At 59.2% G+C, this 25610-nt stretch carries 20 protein-coding genes and 1 riboswitch; of the genes, 11 read left to right on the top strand and 9 right to left on the bottom strand.

Annotated features, from left to right (window positions below; all coding sequences use genetic code 11):
* Window positions 1–23: 23 nt before the first annotated feature.
* The 5 genes from EQG79_RS24530 to EQG79_RS24510 form a co-directional block, all read right to left on the bottom strand.
* On the bottom strand, window positions 24–611 hold the full coding sequence (locus EQG79_RS24530; protein ID WP_077924271.1) for a DUF6580 family putative transport protein: 588 nt from the start codon (window positions 609–611) through the stop codon (window positions 24–26).
* An 18-nt stretch (window positions 612–629) separates the two neighbouring features.
* Window positions 630–2630, bottom strand: coding sequence for a TonB-dependent receptor plug domain-containing protein (locus tag EQG79_RS24525; protein WP_129605128.1), 2001 nt, complete (start codon window positions 2628–2630; stop codon window positions 630–632).
* A gap of 141 nt (window positions 2631–2771) precedes the next feature.
* Window positions 2772–2959: riboswitch (cobalamin riboswitch) on the bottom strand.
* A gap of 80 nt (window positions 2960–3039) precedes the next feature.
* On the bottom strand, window positions 3040–5265 hold the full coding sequence (locus tag EQG79_RS24520) for a xanthine dehydrogenase family protein molybdopterin-binding subunit (RefSeq protein WP_129605125.1): 2226 nt from the start codon (window positions 5263–5265) through the stop codon (window positions 3040–3042).
* A gap of 160 nt (window positions 5266–5425) precedes the next feature.
* Complete coding sequence (locus EQG79_RS24515; RefSeq protein WP_129605120.1) at window positions 5426–6454, bottom strand: FAD binding domain-containing protein; 1029 nt, start codon at window positions 6452–6454, stop codon at window positions 5426–5428.
* A 154-nt stretch (window positions 6455–6608) separates the two neighbouring features.
* Entirely contained in the window at window positions 6609–7133 is a 525-nt protein-coding gene (locus EQG79_RS24510; RefSeq protein ID WP_129605116.1) for a (2Fe-2S)-binding protein, read from the bottom strand.
* A 192-nt stretch (window positions 7134–7325) separates the two neighbouring features.
* Between EQG79_RS24510 and treY the strand changes: the two genes are divergently transcribed.
* From treY to EQG79_RS24495, 3 genes are all read left to right on the top strand, one after another.
* Window positions 7326–10040, top strand: a complete 2715-nt coding sequence (gene treY / locus EQG79_RS24505; protein ID WP_129605111.1) for a malto-oligosyltrehalose synthase — start codon at window positions 7326–7328, stop codon at window positions 10038–10040.
* Window positions 10041–10167: 127 nt separating this feature from the next.
* Window positions 10168–10653 (top strand): 5-(carboxyamino)imidazole ribonucleotide mutase, encoded by a 486-nt coding sequence (purE, locus tag EQG79_RS24500; protein WP_077924265.1) that lies wholly within the window; start codon window positions 10168–10170, stop codon window positions 10651–10653.
* 14 nt (window positions 10654–10667) lie between these two features.
* Window positions 10668–11495, top strand: coding sequence for a LysM peptidoglycan-binding domain-containing protein (locus EQG79_RS24495; RefSeq protein ID WP_077924264.1), 828 nt, complete (start codon window positions 10668–10670; stop codon window positions 11493–11495).
* A gap of 21 nt (window positions 11496–11516) precedes the next feature.
* Here the strand turns inward: EQG79_RS24495 and EQG79_RS24490 are convergent, their stop codons facing one another.
* A complete protein-coding gene (locus tag EQG79_RS24490; RefSeq protein WP_236648942.1) occupies window positions 11517–12365 on the bottom strand; it encodes a DUF481 domain-containing protein in 849 nt (282 codons plus the stop codon).
* A gap of 97 nt (window positions 12366–12462) precedes the next feature.
* Here EQG79_RS24490 and EQG79_RS24485 point away from each other — a divergent pair, with 97 nt between their 5' ends.
* The 8 genes from EQG79_RS24485 to EQG79_RS24450 all read left to right on the top strand — a co-directional run bounded on the left by EQG79_RS24485 (window position 12463) and on the right by EQG79_RS24450 (window position 22446).
* Complete coding sequence (locus tag EQG79_RS24485) at window positions 12463–13431, top strand: Gfo/Idh/MocA family protein (RefSeq protein ID WP_077924263.1); 969 nt, start codon at window positions 12463–12465, stop codon at window positions 13429–13431.
* A gap of 27 nt (window positions 13432–13458) precedes the next feature.
* A complete protein-coding gene (locus EQG79_RS24480) occupies window positions 13459–14616 on the top strand; it encodes a hypothetical protein (RefSeq protein ID WP_077924262.1) in 1158 nt (385 codons plus the stop codon).
* A 324-nt stretch (window positions 14617–14940) separates the two neighbouring features.
* Window positions 14941–16266 carry a glycosyltransferase gene (locus EQG79_RS24475; RefSeq protein ID WP_129605106.1) on the top strand — a complete coding sequence of 442 codons (1326 nt, stop codon included), beginning with the start codon at window positions 14941–14943 and terminating at the stop codon, window positions 16264–16266.
* A 39-nt stretch (window positions 16267–16305) separates the two neighbouring features.
* Entirely contained in the window at window positions 16306–17286 is a 981-nt protein-coding gene (locus EQG79_RS24470; protein ID WP_077924260.1) for a c-type cytochrome, read from the top strand.
* Window positions 17287–17413: 127 nt separating this feature from the next.
* Window positions 17414–18355, top strand: a complete 942-nt coding sequence (locus EQG79_RS24465; RefSeq protein WP_129605100.1) for a hypothetical protein — start codon at window positions 17414–17416, stop codon at window positions 18353–18355.
* 154 nt (window positions 18356–18509) lie between these two features.
* A complete protein-coding gene (locus tag EQG79_RS24460) occupies window positions 18510–19607 on the top strand; it encodes a sensor histidine kinase (protein ID WP_236648941.1) in 1098 nt (365 codons plus the stop codon).
* A 135-nt stretch (window positions 19608–19742) separates the two neighbouring features.
* Window positions 19743–21272, top strand: coding sequence for a PKD domain-containing protein (locus EQG79_RS24455; protein ID WP_236648940.1), 1530 nt, complete (start codon window positions 19743–19745; stop codon window positions 21270–21272).
* 475 nt (window positions 21273–21747) lie between these two features.
* Window positions 21748–22446 (top strand): VOC family protein, encoded by a 699-nt coding sequence (locus EQG79_RS24450; protein WP_129605094.1) that lies wholly within the window; start codon window positions 21748–21750, stop codon window positions 22444–22446.
* Between the two features lie 24 nt (window positions 22447–22470).
* On the opposite strand, the gene EQG79_RS24445 is transcribed toward EQG79_RS24450, so the two are convergent.
* From EQG79_RS24445 to EQG79_RS24435, 3 genes are all read right to left on the bottom strand, one after another.
* Entirely contained in the window at window positions 22471–23262 is a 792-nt protein-coding gene (locus EQG79_RS24445; RefSeq protein WP_077924257.1) for a LytR/AlgR family response regulator transcription factor, read from the bottom strand.
* A 127-nt stretch (window positions 23263–23389) separates the two neighbouring features.
* Window positions 23390–24460, bottom strand: coding sequence for a sensor histidine kinase (locus EQG79_RS24440; protein ID WP_129605088.1), 1071 nt, complete (start codon window positions 24458–24460; stop codon window positions 23390–23392).
* An 18-nt stretch (window positions 24461–24478) separates the two neighbouring features.
* A complete protein-coding gene (locus EQG79_RS24435; protein WP_129605081.1) occupies window positions 24479–25525 on the bottom strand; it encodes a sensor histidine kinase in 1047 nt (348 codons plus the stop codon).
* Window positions 25526–25610 lie beyond the last annotated feature (85 nt).

Here is a 25610-nt window from a genome sequence, read left to right as displayed (position 1 = left end):
TAAATATCAGAGAACAGCCGCTATCAGGCCAGGGCCAGCCGGGGGTAGCGCGTCTGCAGCCACTCGAACCCGCCAAACAGGATCGTACTATAGACGAGTGTACCGGCCAGGAAATTGCGCATGAACGGAAAACCCTGTAGCAGGCACTGCTGCCAGCCAGCCAGATCGCGGCTGAGCGGGAGCTGGGTGCGCAGGTCGATTCCGCCCGTGAGCCATACGCTGGTGTCGGCCAGGACCCAGTGCGAAACCGAAGCCACCAGGGCGGCCAGCAACACGTTCCGAATCGACACGGTCCGCAGCAGCACCTGCCCGTACCAGACTAAAAGGGCAAAGATGCCGTAGATCCAGTACCAGCCGTCATACATGATGCCGTACCGGCCCCCGAGCAGCACCCCGTTGATAACCAGATCGCTGATCCATAACGTCAGCAGTGGCAGACCAAATGCTTTCCAGCGGTTGCTGAAGTACGAGCCGCCAAACAGGGCCATGGCGCCCAGCGGAGTGAAATGCGCCATCGGCGACCAGTCGGTCGAGTTGGCGATGCGCAGGGATGCCGCCAGACCAATGAACAGCAGCAGCACCAGCGAGCGGGGATTGAGGGATTGTTTCATACGTACGAAGCGAAAAAATTACCAGGTAAATCGAATACCCGCGTTGGCGTTGCGGCCGCGGGTATTATAGCCGTATATGTCAAAGTAGGTGGTGTTGAGGCTGTTCCGAACGTCGGCATAGAGCCGGAGGTGGGGCGTCAGCCTGCCTTCGGCGTAGAGATCGATAGTAGTGTAAGCCGCCAGGGTTACGTTGTCGGTCCGGAAGGTTTCGTCGTTGTAGAACCGGTCGGTACGCGCGCCCACCGACCGGCCCGCCACGCTGACAAACAGCCGGGGCGTGAGCTGGTAGCCCAGGCTGATGTTAAGCTGGGTTCTGGGCCGCCGGAACAGGTTGTTGTACGTGGTATCCCGGCCGGCTGCCCGGGTGGTGACAGCGCCCGTAAGCAGGGTCAGGTTACCCGTTACCGACAGTCGGCTGAGCTGCGTCTGCGCTTCGAACTCCCAGCCGCGATCGTGCTGCCGGTCAAAATTGATATACCGGCCAAAAGGAGCCGTATTCAGCGACTCGAAAAAGATAGCCTGCTGAATTTGTCGGTCGAAGTAAACGGCCCTGACCCAGGCGTTCCGGCTTTTGCTGAACAGTTGCAGACCTACCTCCGTCGACCGGCTACGCTCGGGGCGGAGCGCCTTGTTGCCGTAGGGCGAGAAAAGCTGGTAGAGGGTAGGCGCCCGGAACCCCGACGATGCATTGATAAACACTTTGACGCGGTCCGCCAGCAGATAGGAGGGGTTGATCGAATAGGTGAACACGTTGCCGTAGAGCGAGTTGCGGTTGTAACGACCACCCAGCTCGACCGAGAGACCCCGGTAGGGCGTCAGGATGGCGGTGGCATACAGGCCCAGCTGCCCGATGCGGGCGGTGTCGGCTCCGATTGGGGGCGCTTCGTAGAGGCCGAACGAACTGATGGACCGGTAGGTCTGATCGGTGTTGCTGAACCGGTAGTCGGCCCCGGTCAGCAGTTCGCCCCAGCGCCCTACGGTCAGCGTATGGTAAGCTTCGGCGAAATGAGCCAGCCCGCCATAGGCCTGCTCCGAATACCGCTCCGACGCGTTGGGTTCGATGGCCGTCGAGTCGTTGCGGTAGGTACGGCGGCTGTCGCTGAGGCCGTAGTTGACCGTCAGCCTGCCGTGGTTATGCCGATAGTCGAAGCCCGTAGCCAGCTGCTTAAACTGATTGCGGTAAGTAAAGTCTTTCTCATCGGCAAAGGCACCGGCATCCAGATCGGCCGAATAGGCGGTTGTGATGCCGTGCAGTTTCCAGCTCAGCCGGGGACTGACCTGCCAGCTCAGATTGGCCAGCACCGCGTTTTGCCGGTAGCCGTCGGGGTCGAAAGCCTGCTGGCCGGTCCGGTCCGTAGCCGCCGAAAACCCCGCCGACGACAGCCGAGTGTACTGAACGGCGTAGGAGAGTTTGTCGGTCTGGCCGGTCAGCCCCAGCGTTCCGCGAAACGTCTGGTAGGTGCCGTAGTTCAGCGAAGCCGTTACGCCCAGCGGCTTCCGGGCATTTGCTTCGGTGCTGGCCTGCCGGGTCGAGATGCTGATGACTCCCGCAACGGCGTCGGCCCCGTAGAGGGTAGACTGAGCGCCCCGCAGAATCTCGATACGCTCGCATTCGCCCACCGTCAGCAGGTTCAGATCGAAGGTGTTGGCCGTGCCCGACGGGTCGTAGACCGGAATGCCATCGAGCAGAATAAGGGTGTTCCCGGCCGACGCCCCCCGCAGGTAGATGTCGGGGTTGGTACCTAACGGACCGTTGGCGCCAACAATCTGGAGGCCAGCCTGCCGCGTCAGCAGCTCGCTCACCGACTGGGTGGCGTAGCGCTGCAGCACCGAGTCGGGCAGTACCGTTACGACCTTGCCCGTCTGGGAAAGTTTCTGCCCGATGCGGTTGGCCGAAACGGTGACCGCGTCCAGTTGCAGGGCGCGTGCTAGGGGGGGAGTGGGGTTGTCTTGCGCCAGGGCGGGCAGGGCGGATGCGGCCCATACGGCCGACATCAGGGTGGTAAACTTGCTCATCATTAATCGGATGGATTAAGTAATGAGCCGTCGGAAAGAGAAAATAAAAGACAGACAGGCCAAACGCCCATCGGTGACCGCCGGGCGGCCACGCCATTCTACCGAAAAACGTCTTTCATTCCCGGCTTTTTACCCGAAAGCTCGATCATGAATTCGCTGGCGGCAGGTCTTCTGGCTTGTTCTACCGGCAACGCCTTCCCGCTGGTGGCAGTGGCTTGTTGTTGTCGGCCTGGTACTAGAACTTACAGCTACGGGTATAGCCCCGGTTTTGCACCGGTGTTCCCTTTTAATTGCCCTTGTTGAGGGGGCAAACCGTAAACGTGGCCCAAAAATAAACACAGAAACGGTATTTGTCGGGTTTTATCCGACAAATACCGTTTCTTCTATAGACAATAAACTTCTATATGCCGATCTACAGCAGCCTGTCGAGCTGGATCGGTAGGTCGTGGATGCGCTTGCCGGTGGCGTGGAAAACGGCGTTGGCAATGGCGGCCGGCATGGCTACCAGACCCACTTCGCCCACCCCTTTTACCCCGAGCGGATTCACGATATCGTCGACTTCTTCGACAAAAATGACGTCGAGGTCGCGCACATCGGCGCAGACCGGAATGTGGTATTCGGCCAGGTTTTGGTTCATGTAGCGACCGTAGCGATGGTCCATGACGCTCTCTTCCTGCAGGGCCGAGCTGATGCCCCAGACCATGCCGCCGATGATCTGGCTGCGGGCCGTTTTAGGGTTCAGAATCCGACCGGCCGCTACGGCGCTCACCGCCCGCGTAACTACCACCGTCCCGAAGTCTTCATCGACTTCTACTTCGACAAAAGCGGCTGCGTGTGCGCTGCGCGAATAGTCTTTCTGTTTGAGCATGTTAGGCAGCGAGGTACCCGTTTCGCTGATGGCCCGGCCGCCGTTCTGGTCTACGATAGCCTGCAGCGGAACCGCTACACTGGGGTCGCGCCGGAGCCGGATGTGGCTGTTGGCAAAGAACACATCGGTGAAGTCGGCGCTGGCCAGGGGCGAGCCGGGCATCTTTCTGGCCAGTTTAAAGAGCTTTTTGGCGAGCGCTTCGCAGGTGACTTTTACCGCCGATCCTACGGTGGCTGCGGTCCACGACCCGCCCTGGATGGGGGCCAGTGGCATATCGGTATCGCCGAGCCGGAAGATTACGTTTTCCAGGGGCATACCGAGCAGCTCGGCCGCAATCTGGGTCATAATCGTATAGGTGCCGGTGCCGATGTCGGCGGTAGCGCTGCTGACGCGCAGTTTTCCATTCACGGTCAGTACGGCCTCGGCGCGGGCGGGTACCTGGTTGGCGTCCCAGATACCGGTTGCCATGCCCCAGCCGATGAGCGTATGGCCCCGACGCATGGAGCGGGGTTCGGGCGTACGGTTGCTCCAGCCAAATCGTTCGGCTCCCTGGGTAAAGCAAGCCCGCAGCTCTTTACTCGAGAAGGGCTTATCTTTCTCGGTCCAGTCCTTTTCCGAATAGTTTTTGAACCGGAAGTCGAGCGGGTCGATACCGGCGTTGTAGGCGAGTTCGTCGATGGCGCATTCGATGGCGTGAACTCCCGTTACGCCACCCGGTGCGCGCATATCGAGGGGGGAGTACATATCCAGCGACTTTACCTTGTAGCTCAGCGTTGAGTTGGCGCAGTCGTAGAGCTTACCTGTCCAGTTCACCACGGTTTCGGTATAATCTTCAAACTGCGAGGTTTCGGCAATGGCTTCGTGCTCTACCGCGGCCAGCGTACCGTCGGCGTTGGCGGCCAGCCGGATGTTTTGTACCGTGGCGGGGCGGTGGCCGAAGCTCCACATCTGCTGGCGGGTCAGCGATACCCGAACCGAGCGTTCCAGCGCACGGGCCGCCATAACGGCCAGAAACAGCTGATACTGCGGTCGTAGCCCCGACCCGAATCCACCCCCGACGTAGGGTGATATGACCCGCACCTGGTCGAACGATAGGTTGAAGGCCTGCGTAACGTACAGCTGACTGTTGGTAGCGCCCTGCGTTTTGTCGTAGATGGTGAGGTGGCCGTTTCGGCCGTACTCCACCGTGGTCGCAAACATCTCCATGGGGTTGTGATGCTGCATACCATGAATGTACCGGGCCGACATGCTGACCGGCGCATTGGCATAGGCCGCAGCCGAATCGCCCCGGGGTTTGGGCGGGAGCGGTTTGAACAGATTGGCTACCCCTGACTTCGGGTCGCGGGCTTCGTGCAGGTGCTTGAGCAGATCCGTTTCGCAGGGTTCCGGGTCGTAGTCGATCTCAACCAGCGTGGCGGCATAGCGGGCTACCTCGAAGGTTTCGGCCACGACCAGCGCAATGGGCTGACCGTTGTACTTCACCTGGTCGTTGTGCAGCGGCCGGAAAGGCGAACCCGGTGGGGAATCCTGGTCTTTGTAACTCATGTCGAACCAGGCCGTTTTGGGACGGTTCTTGTGGGTGAAGACCTCCAGAACGCCATCAAGAGCCAGCGCTTTGCTGGTATCGATACGGGTAATGGTGCCTTTGGTGATGGTGCTCGACACAACGACGCCGTAGGTCAGGTCAGGCACGTTAAATTCAGCGGCATATTTAGCCTGTCCGGTCACTTTTTCAGGACCGTCGACGCGGCTTATGGGTTTTCCGATCATAAGATAAAGAGTAGATGGATGATTTGTTTGGCGTATGGGCACATCCCCGTCAGTGGTCGAAGACCCTGAGGGTGGATGTACCCGCGTGGCGATTTACCACCGCCTTACCACCGCCAGGGTCTTCGACCACTGACGGGGTGCTGGCGGTGGCCGAAGACCGTTACTCTACCGCACCATTATCCAATCCGCTTTTCAGTACGGCCCGGATGATGGCGCGGTGGGCCAGCTCGATTTTGAAGTCGTTATGACCGTAACCGCGGGCACCGGCCAGCAGCGCGTCGGCCACGGGACGGATCGTTTCGGGCGAAAGCGTTTTGCCGATCAGGAGCTGCTCGGCTTCGGACTTACGCCAGGGCTTATGGGCCACTCCGCCGAGGGCAATGCGGGCGTCGCGGACAACATCGCCGTCCATCTCCAGTCCTACGGCCACCGATACGAGGGCGAAGGCATAGGAAGATCGGTCGCGCACTTTTATATACGTGTAATGATCCGGGAACCCGCGAGTGGGCAGGTCGATGGCCGTGACCACTTCGCCGGGCTGGGTCGTATTGTCGCGCCAGGGCTCGGCACCGGGTAGCCGGTGAAAGTCAGCCATAGGAATGCTCCGGTCACCGTTGGGGCCGGTAACCTGCACCACGGCGTCGAGCGCGGTCAGGGCTACGGCCATATCGGATGGGTAGGTAGCCACACAGGACGACTGCCCGTTGGTGTCGTCGGTTGTACCCAGGATGGCGTGGATTCGGTTGTAGCCTCCATAAGCTGCGCAGCCGCCCGGGCCGTTGTTGGTAGCGGCCCGTTTGTTACACGGCATGGAGGTGTCGTAGAAGTAATAGCAGCGGGTTCGCTGAAAGAGGTTGCCGCCGTTCGTAGCCATATTCCGCAACTGGGGCGAAGCACCGGCCAGGATCGTCTGCGACAGGAGCGGATACCGCTGCTCGACCAGTGGGTGATAGGCCGTGTCGGCATTGGTGACGAGGGCGCCCAGCCGCAAACCGCCGTCGGGTAGTTCGTCGATGGTGCTGAACGGAAGCCGGTTGATGTCGATAAGCTGGGCGGGCCGCTCCACGTTCTCCTTCATCAAATCGATGAGGTTGGTGCCGCCCGCAATGATCCGGCTTCGGCTGCTCCCGGCCAGCTCGTTGACCGTATCCGCCAGCGACGCAGGCCGACTGTATGCAAATGGATTCATAAGTATGTTGAGTTTGCGTGTACGGTATATTGGTTTCCTGGCCGTGGTCTTACCGCTCTTATCACCATGGTGACACGGCAAAACACCATCCGGACAAGCGGTCCGTGGGGACACGGACCACGGTGGCACAGCGCCGACCGCAGGGACCACGATCTTACCGGTCTTTGTTCATTACCTCCTGAATGGCATCGACGATGTGGGGATAGGCTCCGCACCGGCAGAGGTTGCCACTCATCAGCTCGCGAATCTGATCGGCTTTGTTTTCGACTTTGCCTTCGTTCAGCATACCAACCGCCGAACAGATCTGACCGGGCGTGCAGTAGCCGCATTGAAAGGCGTCATGGTCGATAAACGCCTGTTGCAGTGGATGAAACTGCCCCGTGGCGGAGTCGGCTAAGCCCTCGATGGTGGTGATGGTATGATCTTCGTGCATGACGGCCAGGGTCAGGCAGGCGTTCACCCGCTTTCCGTCGATCAGTACCGTACAGGCCCCGCACTGGCCGTGGTCGCAGCCTTTTTTGGTGCCGGTCAGGTTGGCGTATTCGCGGAGGGCGTCGAGGAGGGTTGTCCAGGGTGCGAGCCTGAACTGACGTTTTTTGCCGTTGATAGTCAGCTCGATAGGCCGGGTGGCGGGCAGGGCGTCGGGCGCGTTGGCCACGGGCAGCGTTTCCGTTAGCATAGGGGATGAGTAGTCGGGTTGATAAGAGTCAAACCAGCGTAGCCCCGAATGAACACGGGTATATTATTGTGCGGGACAGATTCGCGCCGGGCAACGCTAAAATCCAACACAAGTCCGGGGCTGCGTGTTGTAGGGTAAGGGGCTCCGGTTCGTTGGCTCCCTCCTCAACGGTTGTTTAACAGACTCAACATTATGTATAACCCGGTCTCTACGTACCGCTTTCAGTTCAACAGCACCTTCACGCTCAGCAAGCTCGACCGCCTTTTGCCCTACCTCGAAGCCCTGGGTATCAAAACCATATACGGATCGCCGATCTATGTATCGACTCCGCAGAGTTCGCACGGGTACGATGCCGTAGACCCCACCCGCATCAATCCCGAAATAGGTACGGAAGCCGAGTTGCGCGCTATTAGCGAGCGGCTTCGGGCGGCCGGCATGGGCTGGTTTCAGGATATCGTGCCTAACCACATGGCCTACCATCCGACCAACGAATGGCTGATGGACATGCTGGAGAAAGGCGGTATGTCGCGCTACGCCCGCTTTTTCGAAACATCGCTGAGCAGCTCGTTCTTTCGGGGTCGTATCGAAGCACCTTTTCTGCCCGGCCCGCTCGATCAGAGCATTGCCGACGGGGCGCTGACGCTGGCCTATGTCGACGATCGGCTGGTGCTTCAGGTGCAGGGCAACACGCTGCCACTCAATCCGGGGGGCTATGCGAAAGTTATACGAGCCGGGGCGGGTGAGCCCAATACGGCCCTCCAGCAGTTGCTCGACCTGATCGATCAGCTGAAACATAACGACGAACCGGAAGCCTACGCGGTGGCCTGGGATGAGTTCCGGCAGCAGCTGGTGGCGCTGATGAAAAATGAAGCTACGGCGACCTATATACAATCAGCTATCGATCAGATCAACGAATCCTCGGAGTTGATGACCGACCTGGCCACCAGCCAGTATTATCAGTTCCGGACCGAACCGGAAACGCGACGGGAGATGAACTACCGGCGGTTTTTCACCGTAAACGGGCTGATCTGCCTTAACATGCGCGACCAGGCTGTCTTTGATGCGTACCATGCGCTCACCAAGCGACTGGTCGACGAGGGCCTGTTTCAGGGGTTGCGGGTCGACCATGTCGATGGTCTTTATGACCCGACGCAATACCTCGACCGGCTGCGGGAACGAATGGGGCCTGACACGTACCTGATCGTCGAGAAAATCTTGCAGGCCGACGAAGACATGCCCCACCACTGGCCCATCGAAGGGGCATCGGGCTACGAGTTTCTGGCTATGGTCAACAACCTCCTGACCGACACCCGCAGCGAACCGGCTTTCCGGGCGTTCTACCGGCAGCTGGTCGGCAACGAAACGTCGGTACACGATCAGGTTCGGGACCGCAAGGCGTTTTTTCTGGCGCAGTACATGGGCGGAGAACTCGATAATCTGTACCATTATTTCCGGTCGCTGAATCTGGCTGACGAAGCTGCCCTGGCTCAGCTGCGCGAGGGCCAGCTGAAACAAACCATCGGGGAGGTGCTGGTACGCTGTCCCGTTTACCGGTACTACGGCAACCAGTTGCCCCTGCCGACCGACGAAGCCAACGCCCTGCGCGCTATTCTGGCCGAAACGCTCGAGAAACGACCCGAACTGACCGACGCGGCTGCGCTGCTCGACGACGTTCTGCTGACCCGCCCCCAAACGGCCGATGCGGATTATAACGGGCGCGCCCGGCGGTTCTACCAGCGGCTGATGCAGTTTTCGAGTCCGCTCATGGCCAAGGGCGTTGAGGATACGCTGCTCTATACCTACAACGCTTTCGTGGGTCATAACGAAGTGGGCGACGCGCCCGAGCGGCACGGTATGCGGCCCGACGCCTTCCACCAGCTCATGCAGCACCGGCAGCAGCACTGGCCACTGGCCATGAATACGACCACGACCCACGATACCAAACGGGGCGAGGACGTGCGGGCCCGGCTCAACGTGCTGACCGATCTGTCGGACGAATGGCTGACCGAGGTGCAGCAGTGGCTGGCGATACTGGCCGAAACAAACTCCAGCGCCGATGCGTATGCCGGTGTGCCCGATGCGAACGATGCGTACTTTATGCTGCAAAACATGATTGGCGGCTATCCCATGCCCGGTCAGCACGACGACGACTTCCGGAACCGCTTCGGGCTGTACATGGGAAAAGCGCTTCAGGAAGCCAAACGCCATACGACGGGCTGGACGGTTGAGGAGACTTACCACGAGGGAATCCGGCGGTTTATTGACCGGATGTTCGATCAGCAGAGCGAGTTCTGGCAGCGGTTCGAGCCGTTTCACCGGCGCGTGGCCGACCTGGGGGTGCTCAACTCCCTGGTACAAACTACGCTGAAATGTACCTGTCCCGGGGTGCCCGATGTGTACCAGGGGGCCGAAAACTGGGATTTGAGCCTGGTCGATCCCGACAACCGCCGACCCATCGATTTTGACCGTCGACTGAGGTTCCTCGACGCGCTTGGCGAACCCAGCTCCGCCGACTGGGCCGACCTCTGGGCCAACCGGTTCGACAGTCGTATCAAGCTGGCGCTGCTCCGGACGCTGCTGCATCTCCGGCGTGAGCACGAAACGCTGTTTGCCGAGGGTGCCTATCTGCCGTTACCCGTAGCGGGTACGTATAGTGACCACGTGCTGGCCTTTTCGCGGCAGCTGGATACCGACTGGTGCGTGGTTGTCGTGCCGCTGCACGTAGCCCAGCTGGTTCGGCAACAGCAGCAGCCCGATGCCCGGCTGCTCGACTGGCAGGACACCCGCATCACCCTGCCTGCCGACGCCCCCTCTAGCTGGACAAGCCGCCTGACGGGCGAGTCCGTATCGGAGCTATCTCTGCAAACCCTGTTCCGCGCCCTGCCCATATCGGTGTTGACATCGTAGGGCCCGGTCCGTTGTTACGGCGACCCCTCGCGTCTCTACAGGCAATCCGATAAAAATTAGGGGCCTTTCTGTCATACTGTGCCGCAATCTGCGTTATTTCGCAGACAGTCAACTTTATCCACCCCCAATGGTAGGTATTATCATGGGCAGCCTCTCCGATCGAAACGTGATGCAGGAGGCCGCCGACATTCTGAACACCCTGGGCGTTGCTTACGAAATGGACATCGTTTCGGCACATCGCACGCCCGAAAAAATGGTCGACTACGCCCAGAGCGCCCGGGATCGCGGGCTGCGCGTGATCATAGCCGGGGCGGGCGGGGCCGCTCATCTGCCCGGTATGGTAGCGTCGCTGACTACCCTGCCCGTTATTGGTGTACCGGTCAAATCGAGTAACTCCATCGATGGCTGGGACTCAGTGCTGTCGATTCTACAGATGCCCGCGGGCGTTCCGGTAGCGACAATGGCCCTCAACGGGGCCCGCAACGCCGGTATTCTGGCTGCGCAGATCATCGGTACCGCCGACGAGACGGTGGCGCAGAACCTGGCCCGGTTTAAAGAAGAGCTGAAAGCAAAAGTGGCCGAAATGAGCCAGCAGCTGCTGGCAACCAAGTGAAAACGAACAAGGCTATGGAAGAACAACCCAAAAATCCCCGGCCTACGGGCAGTAACAGTTTGCCGGCGCTGACTCTGGTCGTGCTGGTGGGGCTGATTGCTGCTCTGCTGTACGTAGGCTACGATTATTTTGTCGACAATACCGACGGCTCCGACGAGCTGACCAATGTGGCGCTGGACACGACCTCGCAGCAGCCCCTGGCGCAGACCGATCCGGACATGCTGATGGCTCCCGAAGAAGTCGATACCTCGTCGCAGCCCGCGCCGGTCGATCTGTCGCAGGCCGAGCCGCCTGCCGGGGTGGCCGATGCCAGTGCCCAGCCCGAAGAAGTGGCCGAAGACAACCGCGAAACCACGGCCGGCAAACCCGCTCCGGCCGACGAGAAGCCGGCAGCCGCTGCGCCGAAGCCCGAAAAACCAGTCGAGAAACCGAAGGACGAGAAGCCGAAAGACGAAAAGCCTAAGGAAGAGAAAAAGGTAGAAAAGCCGAAGACCGAAGTGGCCGTCGTGGAGAAGCCTAAAGTGAAACCCGGGGGCGTTACCAACACGCATACCGTCGGGTCGGGCGAGACGTTCTATGGGGTGGCCAACCGCTACAACATGAAGATCAACACCCTGAAAGAGCTGAACCCGGGCGTTACGGAGCAGCAGATCAAGGCCGGCGTGACCAAACTGAACGTGAAGGTCATGGCCGTCCATACGGTCGGGCCGGGCGACGTGCTGCGGGTGGTGGCGCAGAAATACGGCGTCAGCAAGGAAGCCCTCATGCGGGCCAACCGAAAAGACAAGGACATAGCCACCCGGGGTGAGAAACTAATCATCCCCTTCCCCGAAAAACAGTAACGATAGGCGGCCATTGGTCGCCTATTTTCGTTCGTAGACGAGCCCGGCCGTGAAGCGCAGGTCGTTGTTCTGACGGCCGGGGGCCACGACGCTCTCGTAGGCATTGGCCAGCGACGAGCGCAGACTGATAACGGTATTCAGCTTGATGGACAGGCTCAGGCTGGCATTCCAGCGAACGTTCCGCTGGTTGAGGGCGGGCTGGTAAAAAGCCGTATGCGTCAGGGTCCAGCGGTCGCTCCCGAAGGTGTATTCGCCAAACAGCCGCGTCGAATTCCGGATGACGTTGATGTTGGCCAGCTCGACAAAATTGGTGTACTCCTGCAGCACCACGTTGGTAACCGACAGATAAGCCCGTTTGCGGTCAACGAGTTTGTAGCCGGCCCCGCCCGCAATGGTCCAGCGGTGGCTGATCTGCCGCAGGTTACTGCGCTCGTAGGAGCCGAAGGCCAGGTAATACAGGCGTTTTTCGGGTCGGTACGTAGCCCGGAAATCGCCGAACCATTCGCGCTCGGCCAGGATGCCGTTCTGCCGCCCGTATACAAACGAGGGGGTGGTCGATAGTTTGAACAGATTGCTCAGCTGATAATCGACAGCGCCCGCCAGCTGCACCAGCGCCCGGTTGATGTTGCCGGCCGTGAGGGTCCCGTCGGCCGCCAGGCGATATCGGACAATCCGGGTAACCGGTTTGGGGGCGGCTGGAGCGGGCGTTTTGGCCAGTGTGCTGTCGGTCTGAACCGAATCGGCGGTGGCCTGGGTACTGTCGGGCGTAGAGGGGCGAAGCGGGTCGGGCTGTTCCACAATCTGGGCCAGGGTCAGGATCGGGCTCAGTAAGAAAACAAGCAGGAGAAGCAGATAATGACGTTTTTTCACAACGGAAGCCAATGGTACAGGCCGCAACTTAGGAAAAAAGGATAAATTCAGCCGGTAAAACCTATCGACTGAAGATTCAGCACTAACCCTATTCGTTATGACCCGCTGGGGAATTCTGGGACCCGGGCGCATCGCCCACAAATTTGCGCAGGACCTGCTAACCGTACCCGACGCACAACTCTACGCCGTAGCGTCTACCGATCAGCAGCGGGCCGAGGCCTTTGCCGGGCAGTATGGCGCTCCGCATGCACTCGATAGCTACGAAGGCCTGCTGACGTTACCCGATCTGGACGTGGTTTACGTGGCTACCCCCCACGTTAAACACTATGAAAACGTGATGATGCTGCTCAACGGGGGCATCCCTGTGCTGGGCGAGAAGCCATTCGCCATGAACAGCCAGCAGGTGCAGACAATGGTCGATACGGCCCGGTCGAAGTCGGTTTTTCTGATGGAAGCGTTGTGGAGCCGGTTCATGCCGGTCCTGCTGCGGGCCAAACAGCTCGTCGACGACGGCGCCATCGGAACGGTTACGGGCGTGCGGGCCGATTTCGGCTTTGCGGCTCCGTTTACGCCCGACGGCCGGCTATACAACAAGGCACTGGGGGGCGGCTCGCTGCTCGATATCGGTATTTATCCGCTGTTCTGGTCGTACCTGATGCTGGGTATGCCGGCTTCGATCAAAGCCTCGGCAACGTTCGGAACAACGGGCGTTGACGAACAATGCGGCATGGTGCTGACCTATCCCAACGGCGAACTGGCCCTGCTGGATAGCACCCTGCGTACAAAAACGCCCTGCGAAGCATTCATCCACGGTACCGAGGGGCAGATTCGCGTACACGGCCGCTGGCACGAAACCGAGGGGCTTACGCTGGTGCGGAACGGACACGAACCCGAAACGTTTACAGCTGCCCGTTCGACCTTCGGCTACGAGTACGAAGCCCAGCACGTGATGCAGTGTCTGCGCGACGGCCGTACCGAAAGCCCCCTCTGGTCGCTGACCGACAGCCTGAACCTGATGAGCCTGCTGGACAGCGTTCGGGCCGAGGCCGGTATAGTTTACGAATAACGTCTGGTCTCTACTCAACCTGTTATCATGCTCCGCCTATTTCCTCTGTTCATGGCCCTGCTGGCTTCGTGGCCCGCGCTGGCTCAATCCTGGAAACCGTATCACGAACTCGGCGACCTGTACCCATCCTATGCCATAGCGGTGGCGAACCTGGTTCCTGATGAAGACAAACGGGCCTACTCGCTGGGCGATCCGAACGGGTTTATGGGCATTACCCTGACCACGAACCAGCCCAACACGAAGGTGCGGCTGGAACTCCGCTCCGACGATGCCCTGAACCTGTTTGCGCCCGTGGTGCTGGAGGTTACGGCTCCCGAAGCGGGCCAGGAGTATCTGATAACGCCCCTGATCCCGTTCAGCCCCAACCGGCTGGCCGCGCTGCGGCAGGCTACAACGACCTATGTTACCTACCATGTAACCATCAACGACCAGCCCCAGCCGCCCCGTACCGAACGGCTCCGCGTCCGGTCCATCAACGACTGTCCGTTTGCGGTGGTCGGCGATGACGACGAGCTGGCTATCGACTTCATGTTTGCGGCTTATGTGAACGAAGACCACCCCTGGATTCAGGAACTCCTCCAGGAAGCTCTGCGTAAAAAATACGTCGATGCATTTGTTGGCTACCAGGCCGGACCGAGCGCCGTTTACCGGCAGGTGGCGGCTATCTGGCGGGTGTTGCAGGAGCGGGGTATTCGGTACAGCAGCAGTCCGGCGGTCGTTCCGGTGCAGAAAGGGGTTGCCTCGCAGCCGGTTCGGCTCATCGACGACATGGCGCAGTATACCCAGGCCAACTGTGCCGACGGCTGTGTGCTGCTGGCGTCGGTGCTGCGCCGGGTGGGGCTGAACCCTACGCTGGTGGTGGTGCCGGGGCACATGTTTCTCGGCTTCGACCTCGACGATGACGGTGAACAGCAGGCGTATCTGGAAACAACGCTCCTGGGGGCCGACACCCGCCGAACCGCCATCCAGAACAATGCGCTTTATAAAACCCTGCTGAACGGCCAGGCCACGCTGGGTGCGCAGCTGGCCATGAAGTCGTTCGTGGCGGCTGTCGAAGCCGGCAACCGTACGTTTGTCAACCACCAGGATTCGATCGAGAATGAAGAAACGGGCTATGCGCTGGTCGATATCGGGGTAGCGCGTGCGGCCGGTATCGTGCCCATTAGCTACGTTGCTCCGAAGTAGCTGGTAGTCTTTTAAAAATCAGCAGGATGTATATAAAAACAGCCGGGCTAGAAGCCTGGCTGTTTCCGTTAACACCCCAATATCAGTTCACACTGATGGTCCTACACTTTTCTTTTAGCCTTACCTGTTTTGTTGTGGAGCAAAGGTGCGTAACAAGCGTAAGAGGGAAATTAGGAGATGGTTAGAAAACGATTAGAAATTACTGGCACTGGTATAAGCCGCTGAAAATAACGGTTGACTGGCCGCTTTTTCCTGTTCATCGGGGAAGGGGTTGAGCGCAGGGGGGGCGTTGGACAACTTTGTTCCACCAAACAACGACTACTCATGACAACACCCCCACGCATCCTCTTTGCCACCATGCCGATGGATGGCCATTTCAGCCCCCTGACGGGCCTTGCCGTTCACCTTCGCGAACTGGGCTACGACGTCCGCTGGTACGTAGGCGGACACTACGGCGACAAGGTAAAGAAACTGGGCCTGCACCACTACCAACCCGTTCGGGCCAAAACCGTCAATCAGGAGAACCTCGAAGCCCTGTTTCCCGAACGGTCGGCCATCAAAGGCACCGTAGCCCGCCTGCGCTTCGACATCAGCCAGGTGTTTCTGCTGCGCGTACCGGAGTTTATCGACGACCTGCGCGAGATTCACGCCCGCTGGCCGTTCGACCTGATCGTTCATGACGTGGCCTTTATGGCTGGGTCGTTCCTGCAGGAGTTGTTGCCGGTCAAAGCCGTTGCCGTTGGGGTGGTGCCGCTGGCCGAATCGGACGAGCTGGTGCCGCCTTCGGGTATGGGGAAGTTACCCGCCAAGGGGATGGTGGGGCGCTGGCTGCAGAGCCTGTCGCGGTTTGTTGTACAACGGATTCTGTTCAAGCCCTGCAACGACCTGCACAACGAGCTTCGTCAGCAGTACGGACTGCAGCCGGTGCCGGGCTTCATGTTCGACACCATGGTTCGGTCGGCTGATCTGTACCTGCAGAGCGGGGTGCCGGGCTTCGAGTTTCCGCGCAAACGCATCAGCCCGAACGTTCGGTTCGTGGGGCCGCTGCTGCCTTACAGCTCGGGCCGGAAACAGCCGTTCGAGTATGCCGCCAAAGCGCTGAGCTACAAACGGGTTGTGCTGGTAACACAGGGTACCGTAGAACGAAACGTAGAGAAAATCCTCGTTCCGGCGCTGGAGGCCTTTAAGAACGATCCGTCGACGCTGGTCATTGCCACAACGGGCGGCTCGCAGACCGACGAACTCCGCCGGCGATTTCCGCAGGACAACCTCATCATCGACGATTTTATCGATTTCAACGCCGTCATGCCCTATGCGCATGTGTACGTAACCAACGGGGGCTACGGGGGCGTTATGCTGGCTCTGCAACACCAACTGCCGGTCGTGGCGGCCGGGGTTCACGAAGGCAAAAATGAAATCGCAGCCCGGATCGGCTACTGCCAGGTCGGAATTGATCTGAAGACCGAAACGCCCAGCTCGGCGCAGATTCAGAAAGCGGTTCATACGGTGCTGGCCGATGGGCACTACCGCCAGGCCGTGCATACGCTGGGCCTCGAGTTCAGCGCCTACCAGCCTAACCAGCTGGCCGGGCAGTATATCCAGGCGCTGACCGGGACCCCGGCGGCATCGGCTACGCTGGTTAGTTACTAGTTTCTGTCTAGGCCAACGATCCTCTTTCACCCGAAAATCATGAAAAAACTGCTCAAACTAACCGGTCTGTTCCTGGGTGGGCTGCTGCTGATGGTAGCTGGCTTCTGCGCCTACGTGGCCCTGTCGGGGGTGCCTACCTACGATCCGCCAACGATTCCGGAGCTATCCGTCGAACGTACGCCAGCGCGCATTGCCCGGGGCGAAGTCATAGCCCAGATTCAGTGCGCAGCCTGCCATGCCGACCGCGACAACCGGCTCACGGGTAAACACATGGCCGATGTACCGGCTATGTTCGGAAAAATCTACACCAAAAATATTACCCAGGACAAACAGAAAGGTATCGGTAGCTGGACCGACGGTGAGATCCTCTACTTCCTGCGGACGGGCGTTCGGCGCGACGGTTCCTTTGCGCCCATCATGCCGCAGTACCCCAACATGGCCGACGAAGACCTGAAAGCGGTGGTGGCCTGGCTGCGCTCAGACCGGTTCCCGGTGCAGCCGTCGAGCCGGGAAGCGCCCCCTTCCGAACTGAGCTTTGTCTCGAAACTGCTGACCCATACGCTGATGAAACCGCTGCCGTATCCGCAGCAGCTGATCGCTTTCCCCGACAGTACCAACCCCATTGCGCTGGGTCGCTATACGGCCGATGCCATCGGCGACTGTTACGCCTGCCATTCGGGCGATCTGATCGACCAGGATAAAGTACATCCCGAAAAAACCAAGGGGTATTATGGGGGCGGTATCGAGATGACCGGCGACGGAGGACAGCCGATTATCACGGCCAACCTGACGGCCGATCAGAAAACCGGCGCCGTGGCCCGATATACCAAAGAGCAGTTTATCCGGATGGTAAAAGCCGGGGTTCGTCCCGACGGGAGCGTAATCAGATACCCGATGGAGCCCAAACCGATGCTGTCTGACCGGGAAGTCGGCGCCATTTACGAGTACCTGAAAACGGTGCCCAAAATCCAGAACGATATCGCCCGGAAAACCGCGGAACTGCAGCTGGCGAAGAAGTAAACGAGTTGCGTCTGTTCAAACCCGCTATGATTCGGTTCATGGCGGGCTTTTTCCGTTTCGGCAGGTCGGGTATTGGGCCAGCGCCCGCCACCGCCCACTTTTGCAGCAACCCAAACAACATCTACCCATGACACCCCGCAATGCGACCCTGCTGCTGCTGGCTGGCGCTACGCTCTGGCTGGCGGCCCGCCCCGCTGACGTACTGACCGAGCTGAAACTGACCACCGAAGCGGTACACGATCAAACATTTTATCAGCTAACGACCGAAGCCGCGTCGGTCGATCTGCCTTACGAAGCCCGCCAGGTTGGCAAACGGCTGTCGGTCAGTGCCCGTACCTCGGCGGTTCGGGCCATGGGGGCTGTAGTTCGGACCTATGTTCAATCGGCCGGGTTCCGGAGCCGCTACGATCGCTGGCTACAGGAGCAGTACCAGGTCAGCGATCAGCAGACCGCCGACGCCCGCCAGACGGAACAGACCTCCATGGCCAATGTTCGCGCCCTGGCCGACCAGCAGGTAGGGCAGACCAACGCGGCCTTTGCGCAGATGCCACCGGCTACGCTGGCCATGATGCTTCAGCAACAGATGACCCAGCTGCAGCAGCAGATTGCCGACGCCGATGCACCCGCCAAAGCCGCCCTGACCCGCGACCTGATGGTCTTGCGGCAGCTACAGCCGCTGGCAACTACCAAACCGGCCGAGTTTAAAACGCAGTACATGGCTTTCCTGAACCGGTATATGGCCCGCCAGATGAGCCACGGGCTGGACAACGAAGAAACGCGCCTGGCCGACAGCAAAGCCAAAGCCGCCGATTACCGCAGCCGTCTGGCGCAGTACCAGGCCAACGCCAATCCCAACCCGCTCCTCAAAAAACGGCTGGCGGCATTCGTCGCCCTGGCCGAGTCGGTAGATTTCGATGCGAAGGTCAGTCGACAGGGCGATAAGCTGGAATTTGTCCGGGCCGACTACCGCCAGCAGTCCGACGACTGGAAACTGCTCTACCGGATCGGTCGCGAGCCGGTGATGGCGGCCCGCGACATGGCCCGCGCCTGGCTGAAGGATTTGTCGTAAAGAACTGACTCCGAATCGGTTCGGTTTCTTCAACCTGCCAGCGGGCCGGAGGGAGTACACCACGGCTGGGCGTAGTGACCGATTATGAAGTATAGTTGAGTACCTGACCAGGGGAGTCGTATATTTAACCTGCCTGACTTAAAGCCTTAACCCCTTGGATACTGTTAACGATAAATGGCTGCGTGTGATCGGCATTACGCTGCTGTTTCTGATGAGCGTACTGGGCAACGGCTTCCACGAGCAACCGCTGACGGGCTTTGTCCTGCTCCGTATGCTGATCAGCCTCGTGTCGATTACCGTTACCTGGCATGTGATCCGGGCGCTGATCATCTATTTCCGACGGCGGTTTTTTGCCAGACACGACACCGGCAAGCGATTGCTCCTGACGTTTCTGGCCGGTAGTATAGCCAGTACCGTTATTACCTGGATAACCAGTGCGCTACGGTACCTGGCGCTGCATGGTAACCTGGACAACTTCCGGGATTCGGGGCAGATGGCCAGCATAACGGTCAACAAAATGACCATTGCGCTGAATCTGTACGGGTTCGACTTTGTGCAGGCCACCACGAACTTCATTTTCTTTCAGGCCATTTACGAAACGCTGTTCTTTGCCCGGGATTCGTCGCAGTACCAGAAACGGCTCAAGCAGGCCGAGGTCGAGAAAGAAAAGCTCCGGACCGCCAATCTGCAAAGCCAGCTCGATGCGCTCAAGCAGCAGGTCAATCCCCACTTTCTGTTCAACAGCCTGAACGTACTCGACTCGCTCATCGAAGAGGACCCGAAGCAGGCCCGCGTTTTCCTCGACGAGCTGAGCACGGTCTATCGCTACCTGCTGCGCTCGAACGACCAGCACCTAACCGAACTCGACTCTGAACTGGCCTTCATTCAGTCGTACTACCATCTGCTCAAAACCCGCCACGGCTCGGGCCTGACCATGAACGTAAACGTCGATGCGCGCTACCAGACCTACCGGCTGCCTCCCCTGACGCTGCAACTGCTGGTCGAAAACGCGGTTAAACACAACGTCGTTTTGCCCGATCAGCCGCTGATAATCAACATACAAACCGATGCGCAGGCGCAGCTACAGGTGCGGAATAACGTACAGCGTAAGACTGTACGGGTGGCGTCGACCGGCGTCGGCCTGTCGAACATCTGGTCGAAGTACCAGATGCTGAACCTGCCCGAGCCAACCATCCGCGAAGATGAAGGGCAGTTTGTGGTGACGCTGCCGCTGGTTGGCGCTACGCCTTAGGACCGCCTGCCCGCTAACGTTTGCCGAAAAAGCCGCTTCACCAGCGGCTTTTTCCGTTTCAGCCGACTGCTGGTTTCGGAGCCCAACGGGGCCGGATACTTTTGGGCAGGTAAACACAAATCACCCCTCTTTTTTATGAAAACCAGTCAATACATCGCCCTGAACATTCCCGTTCCTGTTGCCTCGCTTGCTGTCTCGTACGCATCGAGATTCGTATTTATCGCCCTGATAGCCAGTCTGTTTCTGATGACAGGCTGTAAGAAAGATACCGAAGTAACGCCAGGCGGCTCGGTCGTGGCCAACGCCGGGCCCGACCAGTCGGTGCAGGTTGGGCAGCTCGTTACCCTCGATGGCGCCGGTTCGCTCGACAGCGATGGCAAGCCGCTGACCTACCAGTGGACCCTGATCCGTCGACCCGCCAAAAGCAGCGCAGCGCTGAGCAGCCCCGCCACCGCCAAACCGACTTTCAGACCCGACGAGGTAGGGGAGTACGAGCTGGAGCTGACCGTTACGAGCGCCAACGGCAAAAGCACCGACAAGGTAATCGTGGCGGCTTCGGTGGCCGAGCCAATCGCCATCAGCGCCAACATCACGGTCAAAACCGTGCTGGTCGACCGGATCGTCAACCCCGACCTGCCCGACTATATTGTGACCAAATCCGTCGATGTCAGCCATGAACTGACCATCAACCCCGGCGTGGTTATCGCCTTCGAACGCGACGTACGTCTGAACGTGAATGACAACGGCGGCCTGCTCATCGCCAAAGGCGAGCCCGAGCGAAAAATCAGGTTTGTTGGGGTGCAGAAAATCAAAGGTTACTGGCTGGGTATAGCGCTCTATTCGGGCAGCAACGCCAACCTGATGGAATACGTAGAGGTGATGCATGCGGGAAGCCGGCCTATCTACAGCACCACCAAAGCGGCCCTGTTCCTGTCGGGCGGCAGCCGGGCCCAGATAGCGTTGAAAAACAGCCTGTTTACCCAGAACGACGGCTATGGGGTTTACGTCTACGACGGCGGTATCCTGCGCGAGTTCGAGAAGAATACGTTTACCAGCCATACCGAAGCAGGTATGCTGCTGGATGCGGAAAACGTGCGGAAGCTGGATGCGGCCTCGACCTTCACGGGGGGGAACGGCCGAAACGTAGTCGAGGTCACGCCCTCCTCGGTCAACGGCACCAACGAGGTAACCTGGATGGCCTTCGCCGACAAAACGCCTTACCGCATCAATGGGGAGTTCACGATCAATACGGGCTTCCGGCTGAGTCCGGGGGTTACGATGGAAATGAACCGCGACGCCGTTATTCGGGTCAACAGCAGTGGGTACCTGAGTGCCAAAGGAACGGCTACTGAGAAAGTCGTGCTGACGGGTGCCGAGCGCACGGCCGGGTACTGGCGGGGCCTCATCTGCTACTCGCAGGATTCGAAAAACGTACTCGAAAACGCCGAAGTAACCAATGCCGGCAGTGGCATCATTGTGTCGGGTAAAAAGGCGAATGTGGCCATCTACGGCACAAAAGCGGCCATGACGATCCGCAACACCCGCATCAGCGGCAGCGGTGGCTACGGCGTCTTCGTGAGCTACGGCGCATCGGCCAACACCGACCTGATGACGGTCAATACCTTCGAAACCAACGCCCAGACCAACGTCCTGATCGAAAAATAACCGGATCAACGAAACAGGCCAGGCGCTGCCCTAACGGGTGGTTCCTGGCCTCTTTATTTCCGCCACCCGTGCCCGTGTCCCGCCACCCATGTCCGTGTCGTCACCCGTGTCCGTGTCCCCACGGACACCTATGCGTCAGCTAGACAAACCCTCCGGTCAGGTCGCGGACTACGCGTCCCGGTGAGGACACCGCGACGGGTGTGGAGAGGAGACTTCACTCACCCGTGCCCGTGTCCCGCCACCCGTGTCCGTGTCCCCACGGACACCTATGCGTCAGCCGGAAAACCCCTCCGGTCAGGTCGCGGACTACGCGTCCCGGTGGGGACACCGCGACGGGTGTGGAGAGGAGACTTCACTTCATCCGTGGTTTTCGGCGCTTCATCCGGTAACTCATTGATAGCTGGCGCCCAAAGGCTGATCTTTACTATAGTAAACAACTCCTAAACAGGCTGTCGCGCAGGCTGCCTCTTCCCTTATGAAACTCCTTGATCTTGATCTGTACACAACCGATCTGACCGCCACCCGGCACTTTTACGTTCGTCGGCTGGGCCTGCCCGTTCTGTCGCGCTCGTATGACCACCTGACCCTGATGATCGGCTGGACCCGACTGACCTTTCACTTGACCAATCGACCCGTAGCGCCGTACCACCTGGCGATCAACGTACCCCGTAGCTCGCTCGATGTGGTCATGTATTATTTCGATCTGGATTATCTGGATACCGACAGACCGGACAACATCATCGCCGATTTGCCGGACTGGCGCGCTAAAGCCTGCTACTTCTACGATGGTACGGGCAATCTGCTGGAGTTTATTGCCCGTACGGACCTGCCGCTCGACGATCCGAACCTGACCATCAATGACCTGTTTCAGGGCGTGAGCGAGATCGGCATCGGCACCGAAGACGTAGCCAGTACCGCCTGTCAGCTCCAGCGCCGGTTTGGGGTACCGCCTTTCAGCCGGTCGGCACCCACGGCCGATTTCACGGCGCTGGGCGACGATAACGGACTGTTCATTCTGTCAAAAGTGGGGCGCAACTGGTTGTTTACCAATACACCGGCGGGGCTCAACTACTGCCGGGTCCGGTTCGTGAATGAGCCGGGTGGGGTGGTGCATGAAATGACGTCGTACGAGGTGAACCAGCTGCCGATCGGTAAAGTCGTGTCGGCGTTGTAAGCGCAAGTGAGTGTACAGGTACACTTACTTGCCCATCCATTTCTTAAAATCAGTGGCCCGTTCGCGGCTGACCAGAACTTCGTCGTCGGGGCTGGGTTTCAGGGTCAGTTTCAGTTTGTTGTTGAAGTAGGGGTGGATTTGCTGTACAGAGTTGATATCGACAATAAACTGACGGTTGGCCCGGAAAAACTGGCCGGGATCGAGCATCGACTCCAGCTCATCGAGGGTATAGTCGACGGAGAATTTCTGGTTGCTGCGCGTACGAAACAGGCTTACGCCTTCTTCGGAATAGAAATAAGCGATATCGCTCACTTCGATGGGTACCCACTGCGACAGATGCCGGACCAGAAACCGGCGCCGGTGTTCGGTGGGGGCTACCTGTTTGCGGAGCTGCTGCACCAGGGCGTCGATGGATACCTGCGGGGTGGGGTCGGTGGCGGCTCCGCTGCTGAGCCGGCGGTGTTTTTCGAGGCTGGCTTCCAGCTCCTGCCGTTTGATGGGTTTCAGCAGGTAATCGATGCTGTTGACTTTAAAAGCCCGCAGCGCGTATTCGTCGTAGGAGGTTGTAAAAATGACCGGCGCCGTAACGGTCGTCTGCTCGAAGATTTCGAAGCTCTGCCCATCGGCCAGTTCAATATCCATCAGAATCAGATCCGGCGCCGAGGGCTGACCGGGTGCGTTGGCCTCGAGCCAGCTGACCGAAGCTCGTACGCTGGCGGCTGTGCCCACAACATGCAGGGTAGGGTCAACGTCCTGTAGCAGTTTGGTCAGCTTGCGGACGGCTAATTCTTCGTCTTCGATAATAAGTACATTCATGGTCAGCGAGGGTTTACGCAAAAGAGGTAAAGATTAAAAATACAGTACGGGCCAATGCCGGAGCAACCTGACTCGCGGCCAACCCGCAGAAACAGGCACTGAACCCACCCAAACGCAGCATCAGCCGTCAGGCTTCGCTGAGCAGGGTGGTTTGGCCGAGCAGGGGCAGCGTTACCGTAAACTGCCCGTTGGTTTCTTCAATATGCACGGCTGATCGGCTCAGCAATCGGTATTTAGTGGTAATGTTAGCCAGCCCGACGCCGTTCGACAAGACGGTTTGGCGGTCGGTGCGGGCCGGCTTGCGCTGCAGGTTGTTGCTAACGACCAGGCAACCGGCCGAATTGGTGGCCAGGCGGATGTGCAGCGGCTGATCGGCCGAGACAATATTATGCTTGATGGCATTCTCGACCAGCAGTTGCAGCGTCAGGGGCGGTATGCGGGCGTCCAGCCAGGTATCGGCCACGTCGATCTGCATGGTCAGGCCGTTGCCGTAGCGGGTGCGCTGCAGATGGAAATACGACCGGATAAATCGCAGTTCGGTAGCCAGGGTGGTCAGCTCGTCGGTGTTGTTCTGGAGCAGATAGCGGTATACGCTGGCCAGCTCCGCTACGAATTCTTCGGCCCGCCCGGGGTCTTCGTCGATTAGCGACGAGAGCGAGTTGAGGCTGTTGAACAGAAAATGCGGGCTGACCTGCTGCTTTAGTCCGTCGAGCTGGCTTTGCAGGTTGGCTTTTTTCAGTTTCTCGGTTTCGTTCAGCGCCTGCGACCAGCGCTCGAAGGTATAGACGCTCTCATGGATAACGTTCACGATCACGTTGCCAACCACGCTCAGCAGCAGCGCCCGTTGGAGCCGCCCCGCATCGAACGTATAACCCGGAAATCCGATCCAGTCGTAGCCGTAAAAGAACAACAGGACAACAAGCCAGCTCATCACCACATGAGCCAGCAGCGACAGCAGCATCCGTTGCCAGGTTTGGCGAATGGCTGGGAGCCGCTGGCGGAAGTAGAGAGCCGGTATCGCGTGCAGAAAGTAAAGGGGTGTCAGAACCAGTACGATGCTGAGCGTGGCGTAGACGAACACATCGAGCCGCCGGACATAGGTCGCGCCGAACAACAGGTAGTTGAAGAGCAGGTAGTAACAAGGCAGCACGCCTAACGCAATCAGATTGTCTCGTCTGGTATAGGCCGTCGTCTTCATGGTCGGGAGCAGGTTAGGTCAGACTTTCAGCAGCACCGCACTCTCTACACTCTTGGCAACGAGCGGCAGCCGAACGCTGAACAGAGAGCCATCGTCGACGATCTGGGGTGGGGGCAGATGCAGCACAAGGTATCGGCTGATGAGCCGATCCAGGCCGCCGGGCTGGGTATCGAGCAGGCGGGTTCGGCGCTGGAGGGTGTTGCTGACCAACAGCGCGTTATCTTGGGTGTAGATACGGATGCAGAGCGGTTTGGCTGCCTCGATGATGTTGTGCCGAGTGGCGTTTTCGACCAGCGTCTGGAGCGTCAGCGGGGGCAGAAGCCGGTCGAGCAGGGCGTCGTCAACGTCGATCCGATACGTGAACGCGGCCCCGTAGCGGGTTTTGAACAGGTAGAGAAACGACCGGATAAAGGTAAGCTCGGTCTTTAGCGGCACCAGCTGCTGTTTCTCGGTCTGGAGCAGGTAGCGATACACGGTGGCCAGCTCATCGAGAAAATCGTTAGCGCGGGTTCGGTCTTCGCTGATCAGGGCCGACAGGGCGTTGAGGCTGTTGAACAGAAAATGGGGATTGACCTGGCTCCTGAGGCTGTCGAGCTGGCTTTGCAGGCTGGCCTGCTGTACGGCCTGACTCTCGGCAACGGCCAGCCGATAAAGCCGGAGGTAGTAGATGATTTCATAGATAGCCCCCACCAGAACCGTCGCGAAAAAGCCAACCAGCACATTGACGACGTAGGAGCGGATAGTCAGCGGTTTAGCAGCCAGACCCGAATGGTCGATGGCGGTGGTGAACAGCAGCTGCGACACCAGCGTGATCAGCACATAGCCGATGAAGGTGACCACGATCCGGCGGTGCGTCTGCCGAATCCGGTGGTAACGCCGACGAACGAACATCAGCCACTGAACCACCAGCGCCCAGACCGGAATCAGGTATACGACCCCCACGGCTACCCAGCTGAAATACGTTACCAGATTGTACTGATAGTCACGCAGGTAAAACAGGTTCACCAGCATAATCAGGGCGGGTATACCCAGGCGTCTGAACCATTTGTCGTTGGGGCGCTCCACAAAAAATAAAGGAAACGGTTGCTAACTAATTCTTGCTCAAACTTGATCCATTTTGTACGAACCCCCAATTGGAACGCCGATGAAT

It is taken from the genome of Spirosoma sordidisoli (assembly GCF_004138325.1).
Classification (GTDB): Bacteria; Bacteroidota; Bacteroidia; order Cytophagales; family Spirosomataceae; genus Spirosoma; species Spirosoma sordidisoli.
Note: the sequence above shows the minus strand (reverse complement) of the source record. Positions and strands in the feature narration are given on the sequence as shown.

Coding starts and splice junctions, on each gene's coding strand:
- EQG79_RS24470 (WP_077924260.1), top strand. CDS start 16,306: ATGAAAAAACTGCTCAAACTAACCGGTCTGTTCCTGGGTGGGCTGCTG.
- EQG79_RS24480 (WP_077924262.1), top strand. CDS start 13,459: ATGCTCCGCCTATTTCCTCTGTTCATGGCCCTGCTGGCTTCGTGGCCC.
- EQG79_RS24465 (WP_129605100.1), top strand. CDS start 17,414: ATGACACCCCGCAATGCGACCCTGCTGCTGCTGGCTGGCGCTACGCTC.
- EQG79_RS24450 (WP_129605094.1), top strand. CDS start 21,748: ATGAAACTCCTTGATCTTGATCTGTACACAACCGATCTGACCGCCACC.
- EQG79_RS24455 (WP_236648940.1), top strand. CDS start 19,743: ATGAAAACCAGTCAATACATCGCCCTGAACATTCCCGTTCCTGTTGCC.
- EQG79_RS24515 (WP_129605120.1), bottom strand. CDS start 6,454: ATGAATCCATTTGCATACAGTCGGCCTGCGTCGCTGGCGGATACGGTC.
- EQG79_RS24520 (WP_129605125.1), bottom strand. CDS start 5,265: ATGATCGGAAAACCCATAAGCCGCGTCGACGGTCCTGAAAAAGTGACC.
- EQG79_RS24525 (WP_129605128.1), bottom strand. CDS start 2,630: ATGATGAGCAAGTTTACCACCCTGATGTCGGCCGTATGGGCCGCATCC.
- EQG79_RS24495 (WP_077924264.1), top strand. CDS start 10,668: ATGGAAGAACAACCCAAAAATCCCCGGCCTACGGGCAGTAACAGTTTG.
- EQG79_RS24445 (WP_077924257.1), bottom strand. CDS start 23,262: ATGAATGTACTTATTATCGAAGACGAAGAATTAGCCGTCCGCAAGCTG.
- EQG79_RS24510 (WP_129605116.1), bottom strand. CDS start 7,133: ATGCTAACGGAAACGCTGCCCGTGGCCAACGCGCCCGACGCCCTGCCC.
- EQG79_RS24440 (WP_129605088.1), bottom strand. CDS start 24,460: ATGAAGACGACGGCCTATACCAGACGAGACAATCTGATTGCGTTAGGC.
- EQG79_RS24485 (WP_077924263.1), top strand. CDS start 12,463: ATGACCCGCTGGGGAATTCTGGGACCCGGGCGCATCGCCCACAAATTT.
- EQG79_RS24530 (WP_077924271.1), bottom strand. CDS start 611: ATGAAACAATCCCTCAATCCCCGCTCGCTGGTGCTGCTGCTGTTCATT.
- purE (WP_077924265.1), top strand. CDS start 10,168: ATGGTAGGTATTATCATGGGCAGCCTCTCCGATCGAAACGTGATGCAG.
- treY (WP_129605111.1), top strand. CDS start 7,326: ATGTATAACCCGGTCTCTACGTACCGCTTTCAGTTCAACAGCACCTTC.
- EQG79_RS24475 (WP_129605106.1), top strand. CDS start 14,941: ATGACAACACCCCCACGCATCCTCTTTGCCACCATGCCGATGGATGGC.